The sequence below is a fragment of the Pseudomonas sp. P105 genome (genome assembly GCF_032614175.1).
Lineage (GTDB): Bacteria > Pseudomonadota > Gammaproteobacteria > Pseudomonadales > Pseudomonadaceae > Aquipseudomonas > Aquipseudomonas rhizophila.
Window position 1 is genome coordinate 5,904,152 of sequence record NZ_CP126693.1, and the last position, 25,231, is coordinate 5,929,382.

The window sequence follows — 25,231 nt, forward strand, 5'->3', positions numbered from 1 at the left end:
CGAAAGGTCAATACGCGCAAAAAAACACTATTTTGGAGCAAGCTCACGCAAGTGGCGTGCTACCGCAATCCATGCACCGATATAACCCAACAGCACCGCGCCAAGCAAGAGCGACAGACCGTCGGCGGCTGGCACTCCGGCCAGGGAAAAATCACTGCCGTACAAACCGGCCAGCCCCACTACCGCGTCATTCAGCCAGTCCAGGCCAAACGCCAATACGCCCCAGGACAGAATCCCCGCACCGAAGCCATACAGCGCCCCCATATAAAGGAAGGGCCTGCGTACATAACTGTCCGTACCGCCGACGAGTTTAATCACTTCTATCTCGGTGCGGCGGTTTTCAATATGAAGACGAATGGTATTGCCTATCACCAAAAGTAATGCAGAAACCAGAAGCACCGTCAGACCGAAGACAAATCGGTCGCCGAGCTTGAGGATCGCCGCAAGACGCTCGACCCAGACTAGATCAAGTTGCGCCTGTTGTACCTTCGGCAACTCGGAAAGTCTTTGTCTTAATGCTTCAAGGGTCGGCTTGTCGACTTCGTCGGGTGTCACCAGTACCACTCCCGGCAGCGGGTTTTCCGGCAGTTCCTTGAGGGCATCGCCCAGGCCGGACTGCTGCTGGAATTCTTCCAGCGCCTGCTCGCGACCAATGTATTCGGCGTCGGCCACGCCCGGCATGGCCTTGATCTGCTCGCGCAACGCCTGGCCTTCGGCAGGGCTCGCTTCCAGCTGCAAATACAGGGAAATCTGCGCGGCACGCTGCCAGGAGCCACCCAGGCGCTCCACATTACTTAGCAATAATGACAGGCCCATGGGCAAACTCAGGGCCACCGCCATCACCATGCAGGTAAAAAAGCTGCCGATCGGCTGCTTGCCCAGACGCTTGAGGCTGTCCAGCAGGCTGGCGCGATGGCTTTCGACCCAGGCGTGAAACAGTGTCGCGAAATCCGGGCCGTCGTCATCGTCGCGCTTCTTCTTTGGCGGCTGCGGATCGGAGGCTTTCGGAGCCACGCGCTCGGCCACCTTGGGGCTGCGGGTCGCACTCATACGCCAGCCTCCCCGTCACCGATCAGTCGACCGCGTTGCAAGGTGAGCATGCGGTGACGCATGCGCGCGATCAGGGCCAAGTCGTGACTGGCAATCAGCACGCTGGTGCCCAAGCGATTGATGTCTTCGAATACGCCCATGATTTCCGCCGCCAGACGCGGGTCCAGGTTACCGGTAGGTTCGTCCGCCAACAGCAAGGCCGGGCGATGAACGATGGCGCGGGCGATGCCCACGCGCTGTTGCTGGCCGGTGGACAGGTCGCCGGGGTACAGATCGGTCTTGTCCGACAGCGCCACACGCTCCAGGGCCGAATCCACGCGCTTGTTGATCTCGGCCTTGGACAGGCCAAGGATCTGCAAGGGCAACGCCACGTTGTTGAACACCGTGCGATCGAACAGCAACTGGTGATTCTGGAACACCACGCCGATCTGCCGACGCAAGTAAGGGATCTGGGCATTACTGATGGTGCTCAGGTCCTGGCCGGCCAGCAGCAGTTTGCCGGTGGTGGGCCGTTCCATCGCCAGCAGCAGGCGCAGCAAGGTACTTTTACCAGCGCCGGAATGGCCGGTGACAAACAGAAACTCGCCACGACGGACCCGAAAGCTCAGCTCATGCAAGCCGACGTGACCGTTCGGATAGCGTTTACCGACCTGTTCGAAACGAATCATGAGTGCTCCCGCTCGGCAAACAGTGCCTGGACAAAGGGCTCGGCTTCAAAGGTGCGCAGATCGTCGATGCCTTCACCCACGCCGATGTAGCGAATCGGCAGGCCGAACTGCTTGGCCAGGGCGAAAATCACCCCGCCCTTGGCGGTCCCGTCGAGCTTGGTCAGGGCCAGTCCGGTCAGTTGGACGGTCTGGTTGAACTGCTTGGCCTGGTTGATGGCGTTCTGGCCGGTGCCGGCGTCCAGCACCAACAGCACCTCATGGGGTGCGTCGGCATCGAGCTTGCCGATCACCCGGCGAACCTTCTTCAGCTCTTCCATCAGGTTGTCTTTGGTGTGCAGGCGACCGGCCGTGTCGGCAATCAGCACATCGATGCCACGGGCCTTGGCGGCCTGCACGGCGTCGAAAATCACTGAAGCGGAGTCGGCGCCGGTGTGCTGGGCGATTACCGGAATCTTGTTGCGCTCGCCCCACACTTGCAGTTGTTCGACCGCGGCGGCGCGAAAGGTGTCGCCGGCGGCGAGCATGACTTTCTTGCCCTCCAACTGCAGCTTCTTCGCCAGTTTGCCGATGGTCGTGGTCTTGCCGGCGCCGTTGACGCCCACTACCAGGATCACGAACGGCTTGTTCTGCGAGGCAATCACCAGCGGCTGTTCCACCGGTTTGAGCATGTTGGTCAACTCGCCCTGCAAAGACTTGTACAAAGCGTCGGCGTCGGTGAGCTGCTTGCGCGCCACCTTTTGAGTCAGGCTCTGGATGATCACCGACGTCGCCTCGACGCCGACATCGGCGGTCAGCAAGCGCGTTTCGATGTCTTCCAGCAATTCGTCGTCGATGACTTTCTTGCCCAGGAACAGGCTGGCCATGCCTTCGCCGATGCTGGCGCTGGTCTTGGACAGGCCTTGCTTGAGGCGGGCGAAGAAGCCGACCTTGTTCTCTTCGGCGGCAGGCGCGGGCTCTGCGAGAGCTGGCAATTCAACTGCAACAGGCTCCGGTTCAGGGGCAGCAGGGGCAGCGACAGGCATGATGGCAGGCGCTGGCACTTCGACGATCGGCTCCACGGCCGGGGCCGCGACAGATGGGGTCAGTGCCGGAATCGGCGGGGCGATATGCGACGCCTGCGCGTCCTCCACCAACGCTACCGGCTCTTCCGCCACGGGCAAGGTCAGCCAGGGGGTTTGCCCTTCGGGTGGGGTCAGCGGTTGCTCGGCCACCGGTTCAGCGCTCGACCCCGGCTCGGGCTCGGCCGGTTGCAATACCGGCTCGGCAATCGGCAGGACAATCGGGGCAGCTTGTTCGGCCACCGCCTCGGCATCGGGCTCAGGCAGCGGTTGCGGCTGTTCGACGACAGTTTCCTGCGGCTTCTTGCGCAGCCATCCGAACAGGCCTTTTTTCTCGCCAGCCGCAGCTGGGGTCTTCTTGTCGTCGTTGGAACCAAACATGGAGGACGGCTATCTCACGGTAGCGACGCGCCCAGGGCGCCTCGGTGATAAATATTCGATGCTGAACAGACTGCGTTTCACCCAGCTTGTTCACGCGCAACATTTTGTCGAGTTGTCCCCAGGACACCTCAAGGTCGATTTTTTCGAAGGACTGGCAGGGCATCATCGGCGAAAACGCTGGGATCAACGAACAAACCCAGGGCTTCTTCCGAGAACCCAAACAACCCCGGACCGAGAAAAGGCCCGATAGGCGTGGCCGCCAGTAAAACGGATCAGTATCCTAGCACCCTCTCGCCCGCCGACGCTAAGACCTAGCGGGCAGCCCAACAGGTTTAAACACGAATGAATGCTCTTGCCCGCCGTGCTGCAGGCCTGCTGCTCAGCACAGTTTGTCTGCCTTTTTCAGCCTTGGCTGCCGATCCACAACCCACCCATGAATTTACCCTCGACAACGGCCTGAAGGTCGTGGTGCGCGAAGATCATCGCGCACCAGTGGTGGTGTCCCAGGTCTGGTACAAGGTTGGCTCCAGTTATGAAACCCCGGGCCAGACCGGTTTGTCCCACGCGCTGGAACACATGATGTTCAAGGGCAGCTCGAAAGTCGGCCCCGGCGAAGCTTCGCTGATCCTGCGCGACCTTGGCGCCGAAGAAAACGCTTTCACCAGCGATGACTTCACCGCTTACTACCAGGTGCTGGCCCGCGATCGCCTGGGCGTTGCCTTCGAACTGGAAGCCGACCGCATGGCCAGCCTGCGCCTGCCGCCGGAGGAGTTCAGCCGCGAGATCGAGGTGATCAAGGAAGAGCGCCGCATGCGCACCGACGACAAGCCGATGTCCAAGGCCTATGAGCGCTTCAAGGCCATGGCTTACCCGGCCAGCGGCTACCACACGCCGACCATCGGCTGGATGGCCGACCTGGAGCGGATGAAAGTCGAGGAACTGCGCCACTGGTACGAATCCTGGTACGCGCCGAACAACGCGACCCTGGTGGTGGTCGGCGACGTCACGCCCGACGAGGTCAAGACGCTGGCCCAGCGTTACTTTGGTCCGGTTGCCCGGCGCGACGTACCGCCAGCGAAGATCCCCTTGGAACTGGCCGAACCTGGCGAGCGGCAGATTACCCTGCATGTGCAGACCCAACTGCCAAGCCTGATGCTGGCCTTCAACGTACCGAGCATCGCCACCGCGACCGACAAACGCTCGGTCAATGCCCTGCGGCTGATCTCGGCCTTGCTGGATGGCGGCTACAGCGGGCGGATCCCGACCCAGCTGGAACGCGGCGAAGAGCTGGTGTCCGGCGGTTCGTCGAGCTACGACGCTTATACCCGTGGCGACACGCTGTTCACCTTGTCGGCCACGCCCAACACCCAGAAAAACAAGACAATGGCCCAAGCCGAGGCCGGTCTGTGGCGCTTGCTCGAACAGTTGAAAACCACTGCCCCGACCGCCGAGGAACTGGAGCGCGTCCGCGCTCAGGTCATCGCTGGGCTGGTGTACGAGCGCGATTCGATCACCAGCCAGGCCACCGCCATCGGCCAACTGGAAACGGTCGGTTTGTCCTGGAAACTGATGGACACCGAACTCGCCGAACTGCAAAGCGTGACCCCGCAAGATATCCAGAAGGCAGCCCAGCTGTATTTCACCCGCTCGCGCCTGAGCGTCGCGCACGTCCTGCCCGAGGAGAAAGCTCATGAGTGAGCGCAAATCATCGCGTCTGGTGCTGATCGGTGTGGTGTTGATCGCCCTGATCGGCGCCTTGGCCTTTTACCTGTCGCCATCCAATGACACCAACGCCAGCCAGGCGCTGGACAAAGCCAAGGCCAGCAACAAGCTGCAATCTTTGGCCGAACTTGACGGCAAGGCACCCAGCCGTCGCCAGCTCGACGTACAAACCTGGACAACCGCTGACGGCGCCAAAGTGTTGTTCGTCGAAGCCCGGGAATTGCCCATGTTCGACCTGCGCCTGACATTCGCCGCCGGCAGCAGCCAGGACGGCGATACACCCGGCCTGGCGCTGTTGACCAACGCCATGCTCAATGAGGGCGTAGCGGGCAAGGATGTCAGCGCCATTGCCCAAGGGTTCGAAAGCCTCGGCGCCGACTTCGGCAACGGTGCCTTGCGGGACATGGCCCTGGCGTCACTGCGCAGTCTCAGTGCGGTGGACAAGCGCGAGCCGGCGCTGAAGCTGTTCGCCGACGTCGTTGGCAAACCGACCTTCCCCGCCGACTCCTTTGCGCGCATCAAGAATCAGCTGCTGGCAGGTTTCGAGTACCAGAAGCAGAACCCCGGCAAACTGGCGGGGCTGGAACTGATGAAGCGTCTGTACGGTGATCATCCGTATGCCCATTCCAGTGACGGCACCGCGCAAAGCATTCCTGCGATCACGCTGGCCCAGGTCCAGGCTTTCCACACCAGGGCCTACGCCTCCGGCAACGCGGTGATTGCCTTGGTGGGGGACCTGTCCCGCGCCGAAGCCGAAGCGATTGCCAGTCAGGTGTCCGCCGCACTGCCGAAGGGCCCGGCGCTGGCAAAGACCGTGCAACCGGTTGAACCGAAGGCGAGCATCGGTCACATCGAGTTCCCGTCCAAGCAGACCAACCTGATGCTCGCGCAACTGGGCATCGACCGGGACGACCCGGACTATGCGGCCGTGTCCCTGGGCAACCAGATCCTCGGCGGTGGTGGTTTCGGCACGCGACTGATGACCGAAGTCCGGGAAAAGCGTGGTTTGACCTACGGCGTGTATTCCGGCTTCTCGCCGATGCAGGCCCGTGGCCCGTTCATGATCAACCTGCAGACCCGCGCCGAAATGAGCGAAGGCACGCTGAAACTGGTGCAGGAGGTTTTCGCCGATTACCTGAAGAACGGCCCAACCCAAAAAGAGCTCGATGACGCCAAGCGCGAGCTGGCCGGCAGTTTCCCGCTGTCCACCGCCAGCAACGAAGACATCGTCGGCCAGCTCGGGGCCATGGGTTTCTATGACTTGCCGCTCAGCTACCTGGAAGACTTCATGCGTCAGTCCCAGGAACTGACCGTCGAACAGGTCAAGGCCGCGCTGAACAAACACCTGAGCACGGATAAAATGGTCATCGTCACCGCCGGTCCGACCGTGCCGCAAAAGCCGCTGCCGGCACCCACTGAAAAACCTGCCGAGCAACCGCTCGGGGTTCCGGAGCACTAATGGCCCGCCCATCCAATTCCAGCAAGAAACCCGTGCATAACGGTGTGAATCAGTTGCGCATCATCGGCGGCCAATGGCGCAGCCGGCGCTTGAGCTTCCCCGACGCGCCGGGCCTGCGCCCAACCCCGGACCGGGTACGCGAAACCCTGTTCAATTGGCTCGCGCCCTACGTGGCCGGCGCTCGGGTACTCGACCCGTTTGCCGGCAGCGGTGCATTGTTTCTTGAGGCGTTGTCTCGTGGCGCCGCCATGGGGCAGGCGCTGGACGCCAGCAGCCTGGCGGTCTCCAGCCTGAAAGAGCACCTGGGCACACTGCGCTGCACCGTCGGTCAGGTGCAGACCGCCGACGCGCTGCGCTATCTGGACAGCCAGCCAGCGACGCCTTTCGACTTGGTGTTCCTCGACCCGCCTTTCAATCAGAACCTGCTGCCGGCCGTTTGCACCCTGCTCGAAGAACGTCATTGGCTGGCCGACGATGCCTGGGTCTACACTGAAAGCGAAGCCGCCCCGTCCACATTGGGGTTGCCGGGCAACTGGCGCCTGCATCGTGAACAGAAATCCGGACGGGTGTATTACGCGTTGTGGCAACGTGTGGCCGAGGCCGTTGGCTGAACGGCTGGCCAGTGCATCGAGAAATGATCGTGTCTGCTGCATCTGAACACTTCGTCCCGGCCCTGGGCCTTGGCAACCCGCACTTGCAAACCTTGTGGGGACCGCTGTGGCGCAAGACCATCCACATCGCTCGGGAACGTGAGCGCCTGTGGCTGGAAGACGGCGACTTTCTCGATCTCGACTGGCATGGCCCCCACCGAGTCGACGCGCCACTGGTGCTGGTGCTTCACGGGCTGACCGGTTCATCCAACTCGCCCTACGTGGCCGGCCTGCAACAGGCTCTTGGCAATCAGGGCTGGGCCAGCGTGGCGTTGAACTGGCGCGGTTGCTCGGGAGAGCCGAACCTGTTGCCCCGCAGCTATCACTCGGGGGCCAGCGAAGACTTGGCCGCCGCCATCGCCCATCTGCGGGCCCGCCGCCCCTTGGCACCGCTGTTTGCGGTGGGCTATTCACTGGGCGGCAACGTGCTGCTCAAGCACCTGGGGGAAACGGGCGGCGACAGTCAGTTGCAAGGAGCGGTCGCGGTGTCGGTACCGTTTCGCCTCGACCAGTGTGCCGATCGCATCGGACAGGGATTTTCCAGGTTTTATCAGGCCCATTTCATGCGCGAGATGGTGGCCTACGTGCGCAACAAGCAACGCCAGTTCCAGCACGACGGACGCCACGAGGGTCTGGCGACCCTCACAGCGCTGGGCTCCCTGGAAAACATGCGCACCTTCTGGGACTTCGATGGACGGGTGACGGCGCCGCTGCACGGCTTCTCTGACGCGGCGGACTATTACCGCCGCGCCTCCAGTCGCTACTTTCTGGGCGAGATCAGCACGCCGACCCTGGTCATCCAGGCCTGCGACGATCCTTTCGTATTCCCCCACAGCGTGCCCGAACCTGGCGAGCTGTCCGCCTCTACCCAGCTTGAACTGCATGCACAAGGCGGGCATGTGGGCTTTGTCGACGGGAGCTTGCGCCGCCCAGGGTATTATCTGGAGCGGCGAATCCCCGGTTGGCTGGCGGGCCTGTCCTGTAGGAGCTGAGGAGCGCAACAAGGCTGCGATCTCCTGCGGGGCCTGCGTTCAGTCACCGACCGCCACTTGCCTTTGGGGATCGGTGATCCACTCACTCCATGAACCGGCGTACAACCTCCCCAACGGATACCCCGCCAGGCACAAGGCAAACAGGTTATGGCATGCCGTCACGCCAGAGCCGCAATAGGCCACCAGTTCCGTCGGCGAGCGTCCTCCCAATTTCTCGGCAAAGCGCTGCTTGAGCTGGTCGACTGGCAGGAAGCGCCCATCAGCACCCAGGTTCTCGGTGAACGCTGCGCACTGCGCGCCCGGAATATGTCCGGCCACCGGATCGATCGGCTCGACCTCACCCTTGAAACGCGGCAACGCCCGGGCATCGAGCAAGGTCATGTCCGGCTCACCAAGACGCTGCTCAAGCGCCTCGGCACTGAGCAACAGGGTCGCGTCCGGCGAACCACTGAAGGTCCCGGGACCGTTGACCGCTGGATCGAGACTCAAGGGCAAGCCGGCGGCATGCCAAGCCTTGAGCCCGCCATCGAGGATATAAACGCCATCGCGCTTACCCAGCCAGGCCAGCAACCACCAGGCCCGGGCGGCATAGGCGCCAGGGCCGTCATCGTACAAAACGATGTCACTGTCGTTGCCGATCCCCCAGGCCCGCAAACGCTTCATCAGGGCCTCAGGCTCCGGCAGCGGATGGCGGCCGGTCACGCCTTTGGTGACCGGCCCACTCAGGTCCCGTTCGAGGTCAGCGAAGGATGCCCCGGCAATATGGCCTTCGGCGTAACTGCGCTGGCCGTAGTCCGAGTCCTCCAGGGCAAAACGACAATCGAGGATCACCAGTCCGGGCTGCGACCGCCTGTGTTCCAGGGCTTGAGGACTGATGAGTTGCGCAATGGGCATAACGGGCTCCTGTGGCTCGATCGAATTTGAATCTTACGCCCCTTCTTCCAGGGTCTGGGCCAGGGGGACATAGAACTCCTTGAACAGCGCATCCACCGCTTCGCGGGCCTGCTCAGTCACGAAACCGGCCTCCAGCACCAGCACTTGATAGACCCCACGCTTGATGGCCTGCTCGCTCAAATGGTTGGAATTTTCCCGTGTGGTGCAGAGGAAACGGACCCAGGACGTGAGGATGATCCAGGCATTGAGGGTGAGAGACTCGATTTGCACCCGGTCCATTTTCAGGATACCGGCGGCCACAAAGCCCTCGTAGATAGCGGTGCCGTGAATCAGACTACGCTGGGAAAACCGACGATAGCGCGCGGCAAGGTCCGGGTCGCTGTCGAGCAGGTGCTCCAGGTCTCGGTGCAGGAAGCGGTAGCGCCACATCGCCGAGAGCAACTCCTGCAGATAGAAGCGCTTGTCCTCGACAGTAGCCGCACGGCCTTGGGGCGGACGCAGGAAACTGTCCACCAGGTTTTCGTATTCACTGAACAATACGGCGATGATCGCCTGCTTGTTGGGGAAGTGGTAGTAGAGATTGCCCGGGGACATGTCCATGTGGGCGGCGATATGGTTGGTGCTGACGCTGCGCTCACCCTGCTGATTGAACAGCTCAAGGCTGTTCTGCACGATGCGCTCGCTGGTTTTTATTCGTATGGCCATGGCTTGAGCTTTAATTCGACGAAAGCATTGAACGGCATCTTACGACCTATCGGTCACGGGACAAACCCAAAGGCGTCACGGATGTCGGTTGACTTTTTAGAGCACAAGCTCTAGAAAACACTCACTCTAATACTATCGGTGCCCGCCCATGCCTGCCGACGTTGCTTACCTGCGCGAATCTCAACAGCACCTGGGCGAACTGCAAGCGCTTTTCGACACCCAGCGCCAGGCCTTTGCCGCCCACCCCATGCCACCTGCCGAGCAGCGGCGGCAATGGCTCAAGGCGTTGCGCGAGTTACTGAGCAACGAGCGACAAGCACTGATCGACGCTATCAGCCAGGACTTCAGCCACCGCAGCGCGGACGAAACGCTGCTGGCCGAGCTCATGCCGAGCCTGCACGGCATCCATTACGCCAGCCGACACCTCAAGGGCTGGATGAAACCTTCCCGGCGCAAGGTAGGCGTGGCCTTCCAGCCGGCGTCAGCCAAAGTGGTGTACCAACCGCTGGGCGTGGTCGGGGTCATCGTGCCTTGGAACTACCCGCTGTTCCTGGCTATCGGGCCGCTGGTGGGGGCATTGTCGGCGGGTAACAGGGTGATGCTCAAGCTGAGCGAATCGACCCCTGCCACCGGGTTGCTGCTCAAACAACTGCTGGCGCGCATTTTCCCTCAGGATCTGGTGTGCGTGGTGCTCGGCGAGGCTGAGGTCGGCATGGCGTTTTCCAGGTTGCCCTTCGACCACTTGCTGTTCACCGGCGCCACCAGCATTGGCAAGCACGTGATGCGCGCCGCCGCCGAGAACCTGACCCCGGTCACGCTCGAACTGGGAGGCAAATCGCCCGCCATCGTATCCGCGGACGTGCCCGTCAAACACGCCGCCGAGCGCATTGCATTCGGCAAAACCCTGAATGCCGGACAAACCTGTGTCGCGCCAGACTACGTACTGGTGCCGCAGAACCGTGTCGGCGAATTCGTTGAAGCGTATCGCGAAGCGGTTCGCGGGTTTTATCCGACCCTGACTGACAATCCGGACTACACCGCGATCATCAACGAACGACAATTGGCGCGACTCAACGGCTACATAAGCGATGCCACCAGCAAGGGCGCATTGCTGATCGAGTTGTTCGATCGAGGTCAGGGGCGACGCATGGCCCACAGCCTGTTGCTCAACGTCAGCGATGACATGACCGTCATGCAGGACGAAATCTTCGGCCCGCTGCTGCCCATCGTGCCTTATCAGGACCTGGACCAGGCATTTGCCTACATCAATCAGCGGCCTCGCCCGCTGGCGCTCTACTACTTTGGCTACAACAAGGCGGAACATCATCGCGTGCTCAACGAGACCCATTCCGGTGGCGTTTGCCTGAACGATACGCTGCTGCACGTCGCCCAGGACGACCTGCCCTTCGGCGGCATTGGCGCCTCGGGGATGGGGCACTACCACGGTCACGAAGGCTTCCTGACGTTCAGCAAGGCCAAGGGCGTGCTGAGCAAACAGCGGTTCAACGCGGCGAAGCTGATTTATCCACCTTACGGCAAGCCCCTCCAGAAACTGATCCAGAAGTTGTTTGTCCGTTAGCAGCAGTCTTTGCGGGTAATAACAATAATGAATCCAAGCCTGACCGATACACCTGCCCTCTCACGACGCGGCCTGTTGCAGTTCAGCCTCGGCGCCAGCGCCTTCCTGGTCACCGTCGGGCTGGGTGCCAGCCTGAGCGGTTGCGGCCCCAGCCGCTCGGCCAGCGGTTTTGTAGCCTTGCGTGACAACGACCTGCCGTTTTTGCGCGCCGTCATTCCCGTAATGCTGGACGGCTCCTTGGTCGCTGAAAAGCTTCCTGGCGCCGCTGAAGCGACCTTGCAAAGCCTGGACACCACCCTGGCTCATCTGTCCCCATCCATGCTCAAGCTCACGCACCAGTTATTCGACGTGCTCACGCTGGGCGTTACCCGTGGGCCACTGACCGGAATCTGGGGCTCGTGGGAAAACGCCAGCGTCGATGACATCCAGAAATTTCTCGGTCGGTGGGAAAACAGCTCGCTGGACCTGCTTCGCCAGGGGCACAGCTCGTTGCTGCAAATGGTCATGATGGCGTGGTACAGCCGGGCCGAGGCCTGGGCGCACTGTGGATACCCGGGACCGCCAACGGTTTAACAGTCACATCCAAACCCTGTGGGAGCGAGCCTGCTCGCGATGGCGGTATGTCAGTCAATACAGATGCAGCTGATCCGACGCCATCGCGAGCAGGCTCGCTCCCACAGGGGGGCATCACATACTCATAACCATAAGAGAGCACCAACATGCCCGTACTCGACCCCTTCCGCGAAGGTCTTGCCCGCGGCTGGACCACCTACAACGGTGCGCAGTTGACCCAGGACCTGACCCTGGAAGCGGACGTTGCGATCATCGGCACCGGCGCCGGCGGGGGCACCACGGCAGAAATCCTCAGCGCCGCCGGCTACAAGGTGGTGTTGATCGAGGAGGGTCCCCTCAAGACCAGCCATGACTTCAAGCTGCTCGAGGACCAGGCCTACACCAGCCTTTACCAGGAAGGCCTCGGACGCATGAGCAAGGACGGCGCCATCACCATTCTTCAGGGTCGCGCGGTGGGTGGCACGACATTGATCAACTGGACCTCCTGTTTCCGCACGCCCGATCAGACCCTGGATCACTGGGCCACCGAGCACAACGTCAAGGGCCACAGCCCCGAGGAAATGGCGCCCTGGTTCGAAAAAATGGAACAGCGCCTGGGAGTAGCACCCTGGTCGGTTCCGCCCAATGCCAACAACGACGTGATCCGCAAAGGCTGTGAACAACTGGGCTATAGCTGGCACGTCATCCCGCGCAATGTGCGCGGTTGCTGGAACCTGGGTTATTGCGGCATGGGCTGCCCGACCAACGCCAAGCAGTCGATGCTGGTCACCACCATTCCGGCCACGCTGGACAAGGGCGGCGCGCTGCTTTACCTGGCACGGGCCGAACGGCTGATGATCAAAAACGCTGCGGTTGTCGGCCTCGAATGCCTGGCCATGGACGAACGTTGTGTGGCACCGACAGGACGGCACGTCACGGTCAAGGCGCGGCACTACGTACTGGCCGGCGGCAGCATCAACAGTCCGGCCTTGCTGTTGCGCTCCGAAGCGCCCGACCCGCACGGACGCCTGGGTAAACGCACCTTCCTGCACCTGGTGAACATGTCGGCCGGGCAATTCGACGAGGTGATCAATCCGTTCTACGGCGCACCACAATCGATTTATTCAGATCATTTCCAGTGGCAGGACGGCGCCACCGGCAAGATGTCCTACAAACTGGAAGTTCCGCCCCTGCACCCGGCCCTCGCCGCCGCGCTACTGGGCGGGTTTGGCAGCGAGAACGCCGAGCATATGGCGCAACTGCCCCACACCCACGCCATGCTGGCGCTGTTGCGCGATGGTTTTCACCCCGACAGCAGCGGCGGCAACGTTCAGTTGCGCAGCGACGGCACACCTGTGCTCGACTACGCGGTGTCACCCTACGCCTGGGACGGTTTGCGCCGGGCGTTTCACAGCATGGCCGAGATTCAGTTTGCCGGCGGCGCCAGGGCGGTCATGCCGATGCACAGCGACGCCCGTTACGTGAAAACCCTGGCCCAGGCCCGTACGCTGATCGACGACCTGGACCTGACCTTGTACCGCACGCGCCTGGGCAGCGCCCATGTGATGGGTGGTTGCGCCATGGGCGAAGATCCGAAAAGCGCCGTCACCGACAGCCTTGGGCGACATCATCAATTGAGTAATCTTTCCATCCATGACGGCTCGCTGTTCCCCACCAGCATTGGCGCCAATCCGCAATTATCGGTGTATGGGCTGACGGCACAATTGGCCACATCCCTGGCCGATCGCTTGAAAAACCCATGAGTTGGCGGATTATTCGCACTGTCTATAGTGCTTACTTACCTTACAGCCGACTTGGCCGACCGAGTAGGCTGCGATACCATCCGACTCCCCAACGGACACCCGCCAGGACGACGCGATGAACCGAGTGTTGTACCCAGGTACCTTCGACCCTATTACCAAGGGCCATGGCGATCTGGTCGAACGCGCCTCGCGCCTGTTCGACCATGTGATCATCGCCGTCGCCGCCAGCCCGAAGAAAAACCCGCTGTTCCCGCTGGAGCAACGTGTGGAGCTGGCCCGCGAGGTCACCAAACATCTGCCCAATGTGGAAGTGGTCGGCTTCTCGACGCTGCTGGCGCACTTTGCCAAGGAAAAGAACGCCAATGTGTTCCTGCGTGGCCTGCGTGCGGTCTCGGACTTCGAATACGAGTTCCAACTGGCCAACATGAACCGCCAGTTGGCGCCGGACGTCGAGAGCCTGTTCCTGACGCCGTCGGAGCGCTACTCCTTCATTTCCTCGACCCTGGTGCGGGAAATTGCGGCGTTGGGCGGCGATATCACCAAGTTCGTCCACCCGGCCGTGGCCGATGCGTTGACCCTGCGCTTCAAGAAATAACCCGCTGGCTGCGGTCCACTTCGCAGCCAACACAGCGCAGTCCATCGCGCCCGCGTGCACTGCGCTCGCCAATGCGGCACAATTGCGCACATACGTTTTTCAGATGCCCGGGCCCAACGCCCCGGCAGGAGCCTGCATGTCCCTGATCATCACCGACGACTGCATCAATTGCGACGTCTGCGAACCCGAGTGCCCGAACGAGGCCATCTCCCAAGGCGAAGAGATCTACGTCATCGACCCGAACCTGTGCACCCAGTGCGTCGGCCATTACGACGAACCTCAGTGCCAACAGGTCTGCCCGGTAGATTGCATTCCGCTGGACGAGGCCCATCCGGAAACGGAAGAACAGTTGATGGCGAAATATCGCAAGATTACTGGCAAGGTTTGAGCCAGGTAGTTTTGTAGGGCCTGTGCCGGCCTCATCGCGAGCAGGCTCGCTCCCACAGGGTTCTGTGGTCGCGACACCATTCATGTCTTAAGCAAAATCCCTTGTGGGAGCGAGCCTGCTCGCGATGAGGCCAGCAGCCACAGCGACATCACTCCTGCTCAAACCCCTCCCCAACACACCCCAGGCACCGCACAAACGTCGCCTTCGCCGGGTCCACCACCAACGCCTTCCCCGCATCGCCGACGCCACCGCCCAACGCCGTAAAGGGTAACGACACCACAAATGCCCCGGCACCGATCACGGTGGCGGCGAGCAGCAGCGGACGGGCGATCAGCAGGTCGCCGATCATGGCGTAGGCCGGCGGATTCTGGATGGTGTAGCGCGGGTCGCCGCTGCCGCTGTTCGCCTGGGCAGGCAAACCGAGACACAACAGCAGCGCGAGAACGACAGGTCGGAGCAGATTCATCGGGCGATCCTTCGGCTAGGCAGTGTGACAACTGACTATAGGACTATAGACCGCAGGACGGATCAGCTCTGACAGCGTGGGCACCAGACGCTGGCGCGCTGGCCCAGGCGAATCTCCCGCAGCCCCGTACCGCAGACCTTACATGACTCGCCGCCCCGGCCATACACGAAGAGTTCCTGCTGGAAGTAACCCGGCTGGCCGTCTCCCCCGATGAAATCACGTAGCGTCGTACCGCCGCGCTCGATGGCATGGGCAAGGATGCGTTTGATCTCGATCGCCAGTTTCAGATAGCGCGCCCGGGAAATGCCCCCGGCTTCGCGGCGTGGGTCGATCCCGGCGGCGAACAGCGCTTCGGTCGCATAGATATTGCCCACCCCCACCACCACCGCGTTATCCATGATGAACGGCTTGACCGCCATGGAGCGTCCTCGGGAAAGCTGGAACAGACGCTCGCCATCGAATAGATCGGTCAACGGTTCCGGCCCGAGGCGAATCAGCAATTCGTGGTTGAGCGGGTCGAGGCTCCAGAGCATCGCCCCGAAGCGGCGCGGGTCGGTGTAGCGCAAGGCCAGGCCGGATTCCAGTTCGATGTCCACATGCTCATGTTTGGCGGCAGGCATGCCGACTTCCACCAAGCGCAGGTTACCGGACATGCCCAAGTGGCTGATCAAGGTGCCGACTTCGGCGTTGATCAGCAGGTACTTGGCCCGCCGCTCCACCAGCACGATCCGCTGACCCGACAGTCGCACATCAAGGTCTTCGGGGATCGGCCAGCGCAAGCGCCGGTCGCGTACGACCACACGGCTGACACGCTGCCCTTCCAGGTGGGGAGCAATTCCGCGGCGGGTGGTTTCGACTTCCGGCAGTTCTGGCATGGGGGTTCTCGAATAAGGCGAAGGCCTGGTGCTGGTTTTCGATGCTTAGCGCGTGGCGAGGTCGCGAATTTCCTGCTTCTGGGTCTGGAAATCGTATTCCGACAAACCGATGTAATCGAGCACCAGAGCGCCGACACAGGCCCACTCATGATCGACCGGCTGATTGCCCAGGACCCGGTGCGATGAGCAGATGTTTTCGGACATCTTCAGGATCGCCAGCAGGTTTTTCAGCTGACTGTTGTTGCGTGACGTCTCATCGCTGAAAATCGCCAGGGCGTTGTGATGGTTGGCGATGGCCTGACTGACATGGTCCGGCAGGCGCCAGGATTTGGAAGTGTAGTACCCGACCACCGCATGGTTGGTGTTGAATTCGCGGTTCTCGGTGTCCACCACCCGGCACTCGGCGCTGGCATTGGCGTAGGCCTGCTCCAGCACACTCATGTAGTTGGGGAACTGCTTGAGCATCAACGGCACGCCGCAATCATGGAACAGCCCCAAGGCGTAGGCTTCATCACCGTTTTCCAGACCGACGCGCTTGGCCAGGGTCAGGCAGGTCATCGCCACGTCCTGGGCCGTATCCCAGAAGCGATTGAGGGTGACGATGGCATCATCGTGCAGCTCGCCCTTGATCGACTGCGCGTTGATCAGGTTGATGATCGAACGGCTGCCCAGCAGGTTCACCGCGCGCTGGATCGAAGTGATCTTGTTGCGCAGGCCGTAGTACGGCGAATTGACGATCTTGAGCAAGGCACCCGAGAGGCCCGGGTCATGGGAGATCAGCTTGGCAATGGTCTCCAGGTCCGGATCAGGCATGTACTGCTCCATCTGCAGATCCACCATGATCTGCGGCTGGGGCGGCACACTGATGCCTTGCAGGGACTGTTGGATCTGTTCGGCGGAAAGCTCTTGGGACATGGGCATACACTCTGGGTCAGGCGGCGATTCTAACCCTTAAAGATGGATCCGATACACCGTCGGGCAAATCGCGCCACATGTCCATCACAAGCCCCGCACAGGCCGCAACACGCTATACTCCCGCTCTTTTTTCCGGAGCGACGTCATGTCCCTGCCCAGCCTGCGCCTCAAAGCCAACGCCGACCGTCGCCTGCGCGCCGGCCATCTGTGGGTCTACAGCAACGAAATCGATGTAGCCGCTACCCCGCTGCACGGCTTCAAGGCCGGCGACCAGGCCATCCTCGAAGCCGCTGGCGGCAAGCCGTTGGGCATCGTCGCGATGAGCCCCAACAACCTGATCTGCGCCCGCCTGCTGTCCCGTGACGTGAAGCTGCCGCTGGACAAATCCCTGCTGGTGCATCGTCTCAACGTGGCGCTGTCGTTGCGTGAGCGCTTGTTCGACAAGCCGTTCTATCGCCTGGTCTATGGCGACTCCGACCTGCTGCCTGGCCTTGTAGTCGACCGTTTCGGCGACATCCTGGTGGTGCAGATCGCCTCGGCCACCATGGAAGCCCACAAGGACGACGTGATCGCCGCCCTGACCCAGGTGCTCAAGCCCAGCGGCATCCTGTTCAAGAACGATTCCGCCGCCCGCGATGCCGAAGGCCTGAACCGCTACGTCGAGACCGTGTTCGGCCTCGTACCGGAGTGGGTCGCCCTGGAAGAGAACGGCGTGAAGTTCGAAGCTCCAGTCATGGCAGGTCAGAAAACCGGCTGGTTCTACGACCACCGCATGAACCGCGCACGCCTGGCGCCGTATGCCAAGGGCAAGCGCGTACTGGATCTGTTCAGCTACATCGGCGGTTGGGGCGTGCAGGCCGCGGCGTTCGGTGCCAGCGAAGTATTCTGCGTCGACGCCTCGGCCTTCGCCCTCGATGGCGTAGAGCGCAACGCGGCGTTGAATGGCTTTGCCGAAAAGCTGACCTGCATTGAAGGCGACGTGTTCGAAGCCCTGAAAGAACTCAAGGCCAGTGAAGAGCGTTTCGACGTCATCGTTGCCGACCCGCCAGCGTTCATCAAGCGCAAGAAAGACCTGAAAAATGGTGAAGGCGCCTATCGCCGCCTCAACGAACAGGCCATGCGCCTGCTCAGCAAGGATGGCATCCTGGTCAGCGCTTCGTGCTCGATGCACCTGCCCGAAGACGACCTGCAAAACATCCTGCTGACCAGCGCCCGGCACCTGGACCGCAACATCCAGCTGCTCGAACGCGGGGGCCAGGGACCGGACCATCCGGTACACCCAGCCATCGCCGAGACCCGCTACATCAAGAGCATCACCTGCCGGTTGCTGCCCAACAGCTGAATCATTTGCTGACCCTTATTAAACGCAGCCCTGGCTGCGTTTTTTTTTGCACGTGTGAAAAGTTACCGAGCGCTTAAGCAAAAGCCTACAAAATAACTTTTTGTATGAGTCATCCCACATTATTACTGGAACTTTCCTACTCAATATCTGCTTGCCAAGCACTCATTAAAAACTATGATTGAACTGTCACTTCGCAAGTGATGACCCTCGAAAAAAACAACATTTATTCAAACCTCTTATTCAAAAAAGGAGCTGTATCATGAAAGCAATCAATCTGGAAGCTAACAAGATCGCAAACCTGGCCGGCCTGATTGTTCCAACAGGCCGCTAAGTAAGTAAAGGGTGGAGCTGAGGAGTGCCGGCGCCTCAGCCCATCCATGCTCGCCCCCTCAGCGGAAAACCTTAATGCATATAAATCCGTGTGTTTTCATACTTGCGCGCCCGCCGCACCAGATTGTATGGAACTATGAGCAGCACACTCAGTTCGAGCTCGATCTGCATTATTCAACGCGACTGGCACAACTTATTCACAACCCTTCACACTTCGACACTTGCAACCCCATCGACATTGAATTCCTGAATGCCGGCATATTGACTGCAGAACCCAAAGAAGCCCTCGAATGGCGATGGGACGAGTTATCCAGAATATTTCATATCGGCACAAAAAATATTCCTTGCGAAAGTGTTCCCCAAAATGTCGAGGAATGGGCAACCCTGTACCTGCAGCATTGCCAAGAGGTTCTATCATCACCGCCGCCGGCCTGCCGCATAAAACCGTGCCCGGTTGACCGGATTGCCTTGACGCCCTGCTCCCTGGTCGACATCGAGGACGTTTCGCTGGGGCAGACGCTTGTCAGTCGAAGCACCTCTCGCTCATTCAGCGAACAAGCCATTTCAATCGAGCAGGTCAGCACCCTCCTCTACCTGACCCTGGGTTACCTGAACGAGCGCCCTTTGGCTCACGAGACCGGTCATCCCGAAACGCTGGGCGCGCGACGCAGTAGCCCCTCGGGCGGCGGCCTGAATGCCTGCGAAGGTTACCTGTACGTGCGTCACGTGGCCGGGCTGGAGCCGGGAATCTACGCCTACCATCCGGCCGAACATGCCTTGAGCCTGATCCGGTCACTTCCGGATGAACCGCTGGGGCAATTGTTAGCCGGACAGCACTTCATCAATCCGTTGCCATTCGGGCTATTCATCACTTCGCGCTTCGACAAGCTCTGGTGGAAGTACGAACACTCGCGCGCCTATCGAATGGCGTTTGTCGAAACGGGCCACGTGTCCCAGACCTTTTTGATGGTGGCGACTGCGCTAGGCCTCAAGACCTGGCTGACCGGGGCATTGAGCGACCGTCAGGTAGAACGGCTGCTTGACCTTGAAGACACTCCCGAACAGCCGTTGTTTTTTGTCGGCTGCGGTCATGGCGATGGGCAGGTCCACTGCCAGGCGCTGATGGCGCTGGTCAATGGCCAGGACTCTGCATCATGAGCGACCCGACCTTCACTCAGAGGCCGCGCTACACCTTGGGCGACTGGGATAAAAAAGCTGCGGTGCGCGTGCGCAAAAACCACTACCGCCTACCCGACGATCTGGAGCATCAACTCGCCAGTCGCGACTGGTTTGCGCCAGCCTTCATACCCTATATCGAACATCCGCTGATCAATAAGGCGGGACGCGCCATTGCCCAACGCCTGGCGGCCAATCACCTGGTGTACTTCCTCGACTACACCACCTTACTCGAACACCGAGTGGTCAATCGCGCAGTGGAAACCATCGTCCATGGCGAACTGAGCGTACCCATCCCCAGCCAGATGAAAACCGCCGCCCTGCAGCTCTACACCGACGAGGGTTACCACGCACTGTTTTCCAATGAAGTGGCCGAACAGATCGTCGCCCTGTACGACATCCGCGACCGCTCGCTCCCCAGGCGCATCGACCGCCTGCTGGGCGTGATCGAAGCCACAAGCCCCCCGGATCGCCCTCTGGCGTGGTTTCTGCTGGGGTTCGTTTCCGAAACGATCATCGCCAAGGAGCTGCTGGCCATTACCCGCGAGACCTTGGTCTCCACGGTTTACCAGATGCTCAGGAATCATCTCGAGGACGAGGCACGCCATAGTCGCTATTTCAGCGAGGTGTTCCAGTATCTGTGGTCCGCCCTGGCCCCTGACCAGCGTGCTCTGGCCGCAAGGCTGCTGCTGGACATCATCGGCCTTTACTTCGAGCCCGACATCCCTTGGTTAACGCGCAGCCTCGCCAGCGTCGGCTTTGACGAACAGGACGCGTTGAAGATCGTTGCAAACCTCCTGCAACCGGACGCTCACGCCCAGCGAGTTCGCTCGGGAGCAGTCTCGACCTTCACGGCCATGCAGCAGGCAGGTTTCTTCGATGACGACCCCAATCGGCAGATGTTCTTCCAGGCGAGGTTTATCGATGGCTGACACTCATGAGCTCGCCACACGCAAAGCGGCCACTGTCGGCTTATTGTTGATGCTGACCTTGCTCGGCGTATTCCCCATCGATGTGGTGCTGCCTTCGTTTCCGGCGCTGTCCGCACACTTTGAGCGTCCATCGCCCGATATCGCCCTGTCTGTCAGCCTGTTCGCAGTGGGGATCGCAATGTCCCAACTGCTGGTCGGCCCGCTTTCCGACGCCATGGGACGGAAGAACCTGCTGCTGATCGGGATCATCGTCTCGGCCGTTGGCGCGACCGGGTGCGTGGTTGCCAATGACTACTGGTCCTTCCTGCTTTTCCGGGTCATCCAAGCCGTGGGATGCGGTTGTTTCGTGCTCTCTCAGGCACTGATCCAGGACCTGTTTACAGGCCAGGAGCAGCAGCGATTACGGATTTTCCTGGTCACCTGCGGTGGCATTTTCATTTCCGTTTCACCCTTGGCCGGCACCGGACTGCAAAGCTGGATGGGCTGGCGCGGCAGCTTCCTGGTATTCATTGCCCTGGCTGTCAGTGTGTTCTTGAGCGCCAGTCTTCTACTCAAGCCTTTGCCAGCGGATAGCCAACCCAGGCGCCCGGACTTCATTGCGTCCTACCGGACGGTATGCAGTGACTTCAACTTCATGGCCTACTGGCTGACGTCAGCATTGGCTTTTTCCTGCCATTTCTCGTTCATCGTCATCTCACCGCTGGTTTTCATTGACCAGTTACAACTGTCGCCGCAGGCATTTTCGCTGACGTTGCTGGGCTACGGGCTGGCCTATATCGGCGGTGGAGCGGTCGCGACCGTGCTGAGCAACCGGATCGACCCACAGACGCAAATCCTCACGGGGCTGTGCCTGATCCTGACGGCGGGAGTGTTGATGCTTGGGCTCTCCAGCCATCTGGGCTTGTCGGTCACCACGCTGCTGCTGCCCATGATCGTGTGCACCGCCGGAACGACCATTGCTCGTGCGGCCGCCCACACCCGGGCAATGAATATCTTCCCCGAGCAAGCCGGTACATCGGCCTCGGCGGGCAGCGTGCTGATCTTCATTGTCGGCGGTTTGACCAGCGCTGCGCTCAGCCTCACTCCGCTGGACCTGCAAACCACCCTGGCTCTATGCCTGATGTTGCTCAGCCTCCTGGGGCTGGCACTCAATGGTCTGCTTCGGCATCGTCACAGGACGCTGTTGACGGGTTGAACATCGCCAGTCGTCATCCCGAGCACGACATTGGCACCCGATCAGCGCTTTGCGTCATTTCATCCTGACGCCAGGGGTGTAGAATCGCGACATTCATCGCCATTCATCCCCGGCGGGTTTATGAGCTCATGCTGAGGCGCGCAGCGATCCTGCAAAGTCATCGGCCACTTCCGGACACACGGCCAAACCCGGGTGTTCCAGACGTCAACAGAAGCTCACTTCCCATTGATACCTGATACGTACCTGATTTGCCGCCCGGAGTGCTCCATGCCTGATTACCGCTCGAAAACATCCACCCATGGCCGCAACATGGCCGGCGCCCGTGCATTGTGGCGCGCCACGGGGATGAAGGATGACGACTTCAAGAAGCCGATCATCGCCATTGCCAACTCCTTCACCCAGTTCGTGCCAGGCCATGTTCACCTCAAGGACCTGGGCCAACTGGTTGCCCGGGAAATCGAACGCGCGGGTGGCGTAGCCAAAGAGTTCAACACCATTGCCGTGGATGACGGTATCGCCATGGGCCACGACGGCATGCTTTATTCGCTGCCCAGTCGCGAGATCATCGCCGACTCCGTCGAATACATGGTCAATGCCCATTGCGCCGACGCCATCGTGTGCATTTCCAACTGCGACAAGATCACCCCCGGCATGCTCATGGCGGCCTTGCGCCTGAACATCCCGGTGATCTTCGTTTCCGGCGGCCCGATGGAAGCCGGCAAGACCAAGCTCGCCAGCCATGGCCTTGACCTGGTCGACGCCATGGTGATCGCCGCCGACTCCAGCGCTTCCGATGAAAAGGTCGCGGAGTATGAGCGCAGCGCCTGTCCGACCTGCGGTTCGTGCTCCGGCATGTTTACCGCCAACTCGATGAACTGCCTGACCGAAGCCCTTGGCCTGGCCCTGCCGGGCAACGGTTCGACCCTCGCCACCCACAGCGATCGCGAACAGCTGTTCCTGCAGGCCGGCCGGACCATCGTCGAGCTGTGCAAGCGTTACTACGGCGAGGATGACGAGTCGGTGCTGCCGCGCAACATCGCCAACTTCAAGGCGTTCGAAAACGCCATGACCCTGGACATCGCCATGGGCGGCTCCACCAACACCATCCTGCATTTGCTGGCCGCCGCCCAGGAAGCCGAGATCGATTTCGACCTGCGCGACATCGACCGTCTGTCCCGTCACGTGCCGCAGCTGTGCAAGGTCGCGCCGAACATCCAGAAGTACCACATGGAAGACGTGCACCGCGCTGGCGGGATCTTCAGCATCCTCGGCTCCCTGGCCCGTGGTGGCCTGTTGCACACCGACCTGCCGACCGTACACAGCAAAACCATGGCCGAGGCCATCGCCAAGTGGGACATCACCCAGACCACCGACGAAGCCGTGCATCATTTCTTCAAGGCCGGCCCGGCAGGCATTCCAACGCAAACGGCGTTCAGCCAATCGACTCGCTGGGAAAGCCTGGACGATGACCGTGAAAACGGCTGCATCCGCAGCGTCGAGCACGCGTACTCCAAAGAAGGTGGCCTGGCTGTGCTGTACGGCAACATCGCTCTGGATGGCTGCGTGGTGAAAACCGCCGGCGTCGACGAATCGATCCATGTGTTCGAAGGCAACGCCAAGATTTTCGAAAGCCAGGACAGCGCCGTGCGCGGGATCCTCGCCGACGAAGTGAAGGCCGGCGATATCGTGATCATCCGCTACGAAGGGCCAAAAGGTGGTCCGGGCATGCAGGAAATGCTTTACCCCACGTCCTACCTGAAGTCCAAAGGACTGGGCAAAGACTGCGCACTGCTGACCGATGGCCGTTTCTCCGGCGGCACCTCGGGCCTGTCCATCGGCCACGCTTCACCGGAAGCCGCTGCTGGCGGTGCCATCGGCCTGGTGCGCGACGGCGACAAAGTCCTGATCGACATTCCGAACCGCTCGATCAACCTGCTGATCAGCGATGAAGAACTGGCTGGGCGCCGTGTTGAACAGGACAACAAAGGCTGGAAGCCGGTGGAAGTGCGTCCGCGCAAAGTCACCACCGCCCTCAAGGCCTATGCCCTGCTCGCCACCAGCGCCGACAAGGGCGCGGTGCGTAACAAGGCGATGCTCGACGGGTTGTAAGCGTCCATAAACAGCAATAAAAAATGCTCCACTCAAGGTGGGGCATTTTTTTGCAGTGAAACAAACCATCGATGATCAACTGTGCGAGCCTGCTTGCGAAGGCGGTGTGTCAGTCGGAATCGATGTTGAATGTGTCGCCGTCATCGCGAGCAGGCTCGCTCCCACAGGGTTTACTGGATATCTTCCGGCTTGACGATCACCCAGTTCTTGTCCGCCGTCACTGGCAGCCCTTCCTTGGCCTGGGCCGCGGCGTGCTTGGCCATCATGCCGTTGATCTGGTCCATGTACTTGTCCTTGCGGTTGACCCACAGGTGAATGCCACCCTTGGCCACGTTCACATCGTGGAACAGCATGTAGCCGTCGCTGCTGGGGGTGTCGCCAGCCACAAGCACCGGTTTTTTCCATTCGTCGATGTACGTCAGGATTGCCGCGTGCTTGCCGGCCATCCAGGTCGCCGGAGTCCACAGATACGGTGTGTACTCAAGACTCAGGTTGGCCTTCTCGTCATATTTGCCATTGGTGATCTGCTTGCGGGCGGTGGTCAGTTCGCCGGTCTTGCGATCCTTGAGCAACGTGGTCACGCCGATGATGTTCTGCGGCTTGAGGTTGTAGCCGTATTTCGGATCGGCGGCGACCATGCGCACCAATTCTTCCGAAGCCGCGGTCATGACATAGACCTCGATGCCGTTTTCCATCAGTTTGTTGTACAGCTCGACCTGACCGGTGAAAATCTTCGGCGGGTTGACGTTGTAGTTGACCACCTTGTCGCCGTCGTAATACGTGGTCGGGACCGGCTTGCCAGAAGCCATCAATTCGTCGACGTAGCCTTTGAGTTCTTTGAGGGTAAAGCCGGAAAACACTTGGGCGACCCAGGGGTAGCAGACCATGTCGTCCACTTCGCACAAACGGTAGTAGTAGCTGAACAGGCTTTCCTTGTGTTCGGCCGTGTCTTTGAACGGCATCAGCTTCAAGGATGGGTCGAGGGTTTCGCGGGTGATGAGGCCCTTGTTCTCCATGAACGGCAGCAAGGACTCTTCCAGGTCGTAGCGGTAACTGGTGTTGTCCATGTCGAACACCGCGTAGTTACCTTTGTTGGCGTTGGCCGCGATCATCGCGTCCAGCGCCTTGGCCTGCTCCGCGGGCCAGTGCTTGAGCTCAGTAGCGAGCGCCTGGCCAACGAGACCCAGGCCCAAGGCGACAACGAGAAGGTGAGGTGCAAGCTTCATCGGCGTTTCTCCAAGGTTCAAAGAACTCGACGCTAACAAATGCTTGTGACGTTTCTCTCCTGCCCGCGACCGCTTGCGTCTTGATACCGCCAGCGGCATGCCCATAAACGTCATTGCCTTATTCCATAAACGACAATCTACATACCTTTTTATTATTAATTCATTAGATATCAGGCTGTTAGGCTTCCCGCCTCGCAGTCGCGGCTTCA

23 protein-coding genes are annotated in these 25,231 nt (G+C 60.7%); 14 read left to right on the top strand and 9 right to left on the bottom strand.

The genetic code is table 11. The annotated features are described in order from the left end of the window. Positions 1–27: 27 nt before the first annotated feature. Genes ftsX through ftsY form a run of 3 tightly spaced genes read right to left on the bottom strand, consistent with a single transcriptional unit; the run spans position 28 to position 3,157 of the window. A complete protein-coding gene (ftsX, locus tag QOM08_RS26545) occupies positions 28–1,050 on the bottom strand; it encodes a permease-like cell division protein FtsX (RefSeq protein ID WP_047226021.1) in 1,023 nt (340 codons plus the stop codon). Beyond that, positions 1,047–1,718 carry a cell division ATP-binding protein FtsE gene (gene ftsE / locus QOM08_RS26550; RefSeq protein WP_024778908.1) on the bottom strand — a complete coding sequence of 224 codons (672 nt, stop codon included), beginning with the start codon at positions 1,716–1,718 and terminating at the stop codon, positions 1,047–1,049. The genes ftsX and ftsE overlap by 4 nt, the downstream gene beginning before the upstream one ends. Beyond that, complete coding sequence (gene ftsY, locus QOM08_RS26555; RefSeq protein ID WP_316912306.1) at positions 1,715–3,157, bottom strand: signal recognition particle-docking protein FtsY; 1,443 nt, start codon at positions 3,155–3,157, stop codon at positions 1,715–1,717. Before ftsY ends, ftsE begins: the two co-directional genes overlap by 4 nt. Before the next feature lie 342 nt (positions 3,158–3,499). Between ftsY and QOM08_RS26560 the strand changes: the two genes are divergently transcribed. From QOM08_RS26560 to QOM08_RS26575, 4 genes are read left to right on the top strand one after another with little or no spacing between them, the layout of a single operon-like run. Next, positions 3,500–4,855 (top strand): M16 family metallopeptidase, encoded by a 1,356-nt coding sequence (locus QOM08_RS26560; protein WP_047226023.1) that lies wholly within the window; start codon positions 3,500–3,502, stop codon positions 4,853–4,855. Continuing rightward, complete coding sequence (locus QOM08_RS26565; protein WP_188251409.1) at positions 4,848–6,338, top strand: M16 family metallopeptidase; 1,491 nt, start codon at positions 4,848–4,850, stop codon at positions 6,336–6,338. The genes QOM08_RS26560 and QOM08_RS26565 overlap by 8 nt, the downstream gene beginning before the upstream one ends. Beyond that, the gene (gene rsmD / locus QOM08_RS26570) at positions 6,338–6,949 is read left to right on the top strand and encodes a 16S rRNA (guanine(966)-N(2))-methyltransferase RsmD (protein WP_047226025.1); all 612 of its coding nucleotides are present in this window, start codon (positions 6,338–6,340) and stop codon (positions 6,947–6,949) included. The genes QOM08_RS26565 and rsmD overlap by 1 nt, the downstream gene beginning before the upstream one ends. Before the next feature lie 29 nt (positions 6,950–6,978). Further along, positions 6,979–7,980, top strand: a complete 1,002-nt coding sequence (locus tag QOM08_RS26575) for a hydrolase (RefSeq protein WP_316912307.1) — start codon at positions 6,979–6,981, stop codon at positions 7,978–7,980. Between the two features lie 39 nt (positions 7,981–8,019). On the opposite strand, the gene QOM08_RS26580 is transcribed toward QOM08_RS26575, so the two are convergent. Continuing rightward, entirely contained in the window at positions 8,020–8,874 is an 855-nt protein-coding gene (locus QOM08_RS26580) for a sulfurtransferase (protein ID WP_274090482.1), read from the bottom strand. Positions 8,875–8,907: 33 nt separating this feature from the next. Then, complete coding sequence (locus tag QOM08_RS26585) at positions 8,908–9,579, bottom strand: TetR/AcrR family transcriptional regulator (protein WP_047226027.1); 672 nt, start codon at positions 9,577–9,579, stop codon at positions 8,908–8,910. Positions 9,580–9,727: 148 nt separating this feature from the next. On the opposite strand from QOM08_RS26585, the gene QOM08_RS26590 reads away from it, so the two are divergent. From QOM08_RS26590 to QOM08_RS26610, 5 genes are all read left to right on the top strand, one after another. Further along, the gene (locus QOM08_RS26590; RefSeq protein WP_316912308.1) at positions 9,728–11,158 is read left to right on the top strand and encodes a coniferyl aldehyde dehydrogenase; all 1,431 of its coding nucleotides are present in this window, start codon (positions 9,728–9,730) and stop codon (positions 11,156–11,158) included. Between the two features lie 27 nt (positions 11,159–11,185). Further along, the gene (locus tag QOM08_RS26595) at positions 11,186–11,731 is read left to right on the top strand and encodes a twin-arginine translocation pathway signal protein (RefSeq protein WP_316912309.1); all 546 of its coding nucleotides are present in this window, start codon (positions 11,186–11,188) and stop codon (positions 11,729–11,731) included. A 146-nt stretch (positions 11,732–11,877) separates the two neighbouring features. Next, complete coding sequence (locus tag QOM08_RS26600; RefSeq protein WP_316912310.1) at positions 11,878–13,473, top strand: GMC family oxidoreductase; 1,596 nt, start codon at positions 11,878–11,880, stop codon at positions 13,471–13,473. Between the two features lie 115 nt (positions 13,474–13,588). Then, complete coding sequence (gene coaD / locus QOM08_RS26605) at positions 13,589–14,068, top strand: pantetheine-phosphate adenylyltransferase (protein WP_007897855.1); 480 nt, start codon at positions 13,589–13,591, stop codon at positions 14,066–14,068. A 136-nt stretch (positions 14,069–14,204) separates the two neighbouring features. Then, a complete protein-coding gene (locus QOM08_RS26610) occupies positions 14,205–14,456 on the top strand; it encodes a YfhL family 4Fe-4S dicluster ferredoxin (RefSeq protein ID WP_047226031.1) in 252 nt (83 codons plus the stop codon). A 148-nt stretch (positions 14,457–14,604) separates the two neighbouring features. Here QOM08_RS26610 and QOM08_RS26615 read toward each other — a convergent pair whose 3' ends face one another. The 3 genes from QOM08_RS26615 to QOM08_RS26625 all read right to left on the bottom strand — a co-directional run bounded on the left by QOM08_RS26615 (position 14,605) and on the right by QOM08_RS26625 (position 16,658). Then, complete coding sequence (locus QOM08_RS26615; protein ID WP_047226032.1) at positions 14,605–14,922, bottom strand: hypothetical protein; 318 nt, start codon at positions 14,920–14,922, stop codon at positions 14,605–14,607. 62 nt (positions 14,923–14,984) lie between these two features. After that, positions 14,985–15,797: a bifunctional DNA-formamidopyrimidine glycosylase/DNA-(apurinic or apyrimidinic site) lyase gene (mutM, locus tag QOM08_RS26620; protein ID WP_047226033.1), complete on the bottom strand. Its 813-nt coding sequence runs from the start codon at positions 15,795–15,797 to the stop codon at positions 14,985–14,987. 45 nt (positions 15,798–15,842) lie between these two features. Next, a complete protein-coding gene (locus tag QOM08_RS26625) occupies positions 15,843–16,658 on the bottom strand; it encodes an HDOD domain-containing protein (protein ID WP_171061309.1) in 816 nt (271 codons plus the stop codon). 199 nt (positions 16,659–16,857) lie between these two features. On the opposite strand from QOM08_RS26625, the gene QOM08_RS26630 reads away from it, so the two are divergent. From QOM08_RS26630 to ilvD, 5 genes are all read left to right on the top strand, one after another. Continuing rightward, the gene (locus QOM08_RS26630; protein ID WP_047226035.1) at positions 16,858–18,054 is read left to right on the top strand and encodes a class I SAM-dependent rRNA methyltransferase; all 1,197 of its coding nucleotides are present in this window, start codon (positions 16,858–16,860) and stop codon (positions 18,052–18,054) included. Positions 18,055–18,459: 405 nt separating this feature from the next. Further along, a complete protein-coding gene (locus QOM08_RS26635; RefSeq protein WP_316912311.1) occupies positions 18,460–19,542 on the top strand; it encodes a SagB family peptide dehydrogenase in 1,083 nt (360 codons plus the stop codon). Then, positions 19,539–20,492: a diiron oxygenase gene (locus QOM08_RS26640; RefSeq protein WP_316912312.1), complete on the top strand. Its 954-nt coding sequence runs from the start codon at positions 19,539–19,541 to the stop codon at positions 20,490–20,492. Before QOM08_RS26635 ends, QOM08_RS26640 begins: the two co-directional genes overlap by 4 nt. After that, positions 20,485–21,687, top strand: a complete 1,203-nt coding sequence (locus QOM08_RS26645) for an MFS transporter (RefSeq protein ID WP_316912313.1) — start codon at positions 20,485–20,487, stop codon at positions 21,685–21,687. Before QOM08_RS26640 ends, QOM08_RS26645 begins: the two co-directional genes overlap by 8 nt. 267 nt (positions 21,688–21,954) lie before the next feature. Next, on the top strand, positions 21,955–23,796 hold the full coding sequence (gene ilvD / locus QOM08_RS26650; RefSeq protein ID WP_316912314.1) for a dihydroxy-acid dehydratase: 1,842 nt from the start codon (positions 21,955–21,957) through the stop codon (positions 23,794–23,796). A 170-nt stretch (positions 23,797–23,966) separates the two neighbouring features. On the opposite strand, the gene QOM08_RS26655 is transcribed toward ilvD, so the two are convergent. After that, positions 23,967–25,022, bottom strand: a complete 1,056-nt coding sequence (locus QOM08_RS26655) for a phosphorylcholine phosphatase (RefSeq protein ID WP_092452705.1) — start codon at positions 25,020–25,022, stop codon at positions 23,967–23,969. Positions 25,023–25,231: the final 209 nt, after the last annotated feature.

Coding starts and splice junctions, on each gene's coding strand:
- QOM08_RS26615 (WP_047226032.1), bottom strand. CDS start 14,922: ATGAATCTGCTCCGACCTGTCGTTCTCGCGCTGCTGTTGTGTCTCGGT.
- QOM08_RS26610 (WP_047226031.1), top strand. CDS start 14,205: ATGTCCCTGATCATCACCGACGACTGCATCAATTGCGACGTCTGCGAA.
- QOM08_RS26590 (WP_316912308.1), top strand. CDS start 9,728: ATGCCTGCCGACGTTGCTTACCTGCGCGAATCTCAACAGCACCTGGGC.
- QOM08_RS26560 (WP_047226023.1), top strand. CDS start 3,500: ATGAATGCTCTTGCCCGCCGTGCTGCAGGCCTGCTGCTCAGCACAGTT.
- QOM08_RS26595 (WP_316912309.1), top strand. CDS start 11,186: ATGAATCCAAGCCTGACCGATACACCTGCCCTCTCACGACGCGGCCTG.
- ftsY (WP_316912306.1), bottom strand. CDS start 3,157: ATGTTTGGTTCCAACGACGACAAGAAGACCCCAGCTGCGGCTGGCGAG.
- coaD (WP_007897855.1), top strand. CDS start 13,589: ATGAACCGAGTGTTGTACCCAGGTACCTTCGACCCTATTACCAAGGGC.
- ftsE (WP_024778908.1), bottom strand. CDS start 1,718: ATGATTCGTTTCGAACAGGTCGGTAAACGCTATCCGAACGGTCACGTC.
- ftsX (WP_047226021.1), bottom strand. CDS start 1,050: ATGAGTGCGACCCGCAGCCCCAAGGTGGCCGAGCGCGTGGCTCCGAAA.
- ilvD (WP_316912314.1), top strand. CDS start 21,955: ATGCCTGATTACCGCTCGAAAACATCCACCCATGGCCGCAACATGGCC.
- QOM08_RS26635 (WP_316912311.1), top strand. CDS start 18,460: ATGCATATAAATCCGTGTGTTTTCATACTTGCGCGCCCGCCGCACCAG.
- QOM08_RS26645 (WP_316912313.1), top strand. CDS start 20,485: ATGGCTGACACTCATGAGCTCGCCACACGCAAAGCGGCCACTGTCGGC.
- QOM08_RS26580 (WP_274090482.1), bottom strand. CDS start 8,874: ATGCCCATTGCGCAACTCATCAGTCCTCAAGCCCTGGAACACAGGCGG.
- QOM08_RS26565 (WP_188251409.1), top strand. CDS start 4,848: ATGAGTGAGCGCAAATCATCGCGTCTGGTGCTGATCGGTGTGGTGTTG.
- QOM08_RS26655 (WP_092452705.1), bottom strand. CDS start 25,022: ATGAAGCTTGCACCTCACCTTCTCGTTGTCGCCTTGGGCCTGGGTCTC.
- mutM (WP_047226033.1), bottom strand. CDS start 15,797: ATGCCAGAACTGCCGGAAGTCGAAACCACCCGCCGCGGAATTGCTCCC.
- QOM08_RS26600 (WP_316912310.1), top strand. CDS start 11,878: ATGCCCGTACTCGACCCCTTCCGCGAAGGTCTTGCCCGCGGCTGGACC.
- rsmD (WP_047226025.1), top strand. CDS start 6,338: ATGGCCCGCCCATCCAATTCCAGCAAGAAACCCGTGCATAACGGTGTG.
- QOM08_RS26585 (WP_047226027.1), bottom strand. CDS start 9,579: ATGGCCATACGAATAAAAACCAGCGAGCGCATCGTGCAGAACAGCCTT.
- QOM08_RS26640 (WP_316912312.1), top strand. CDS start 19,539: ATGAGCGACCCGACCTTCACTCAGAGGCCGCGCTACACCTTGGGCGAC.
- QOM08_RS26630 (WP_047226035.1), top strand. CDS start 16,858: ATGTCCCTGCCCAGCCTGCGCCTCAAAGCCAACGCCGACCGTCGCCTG.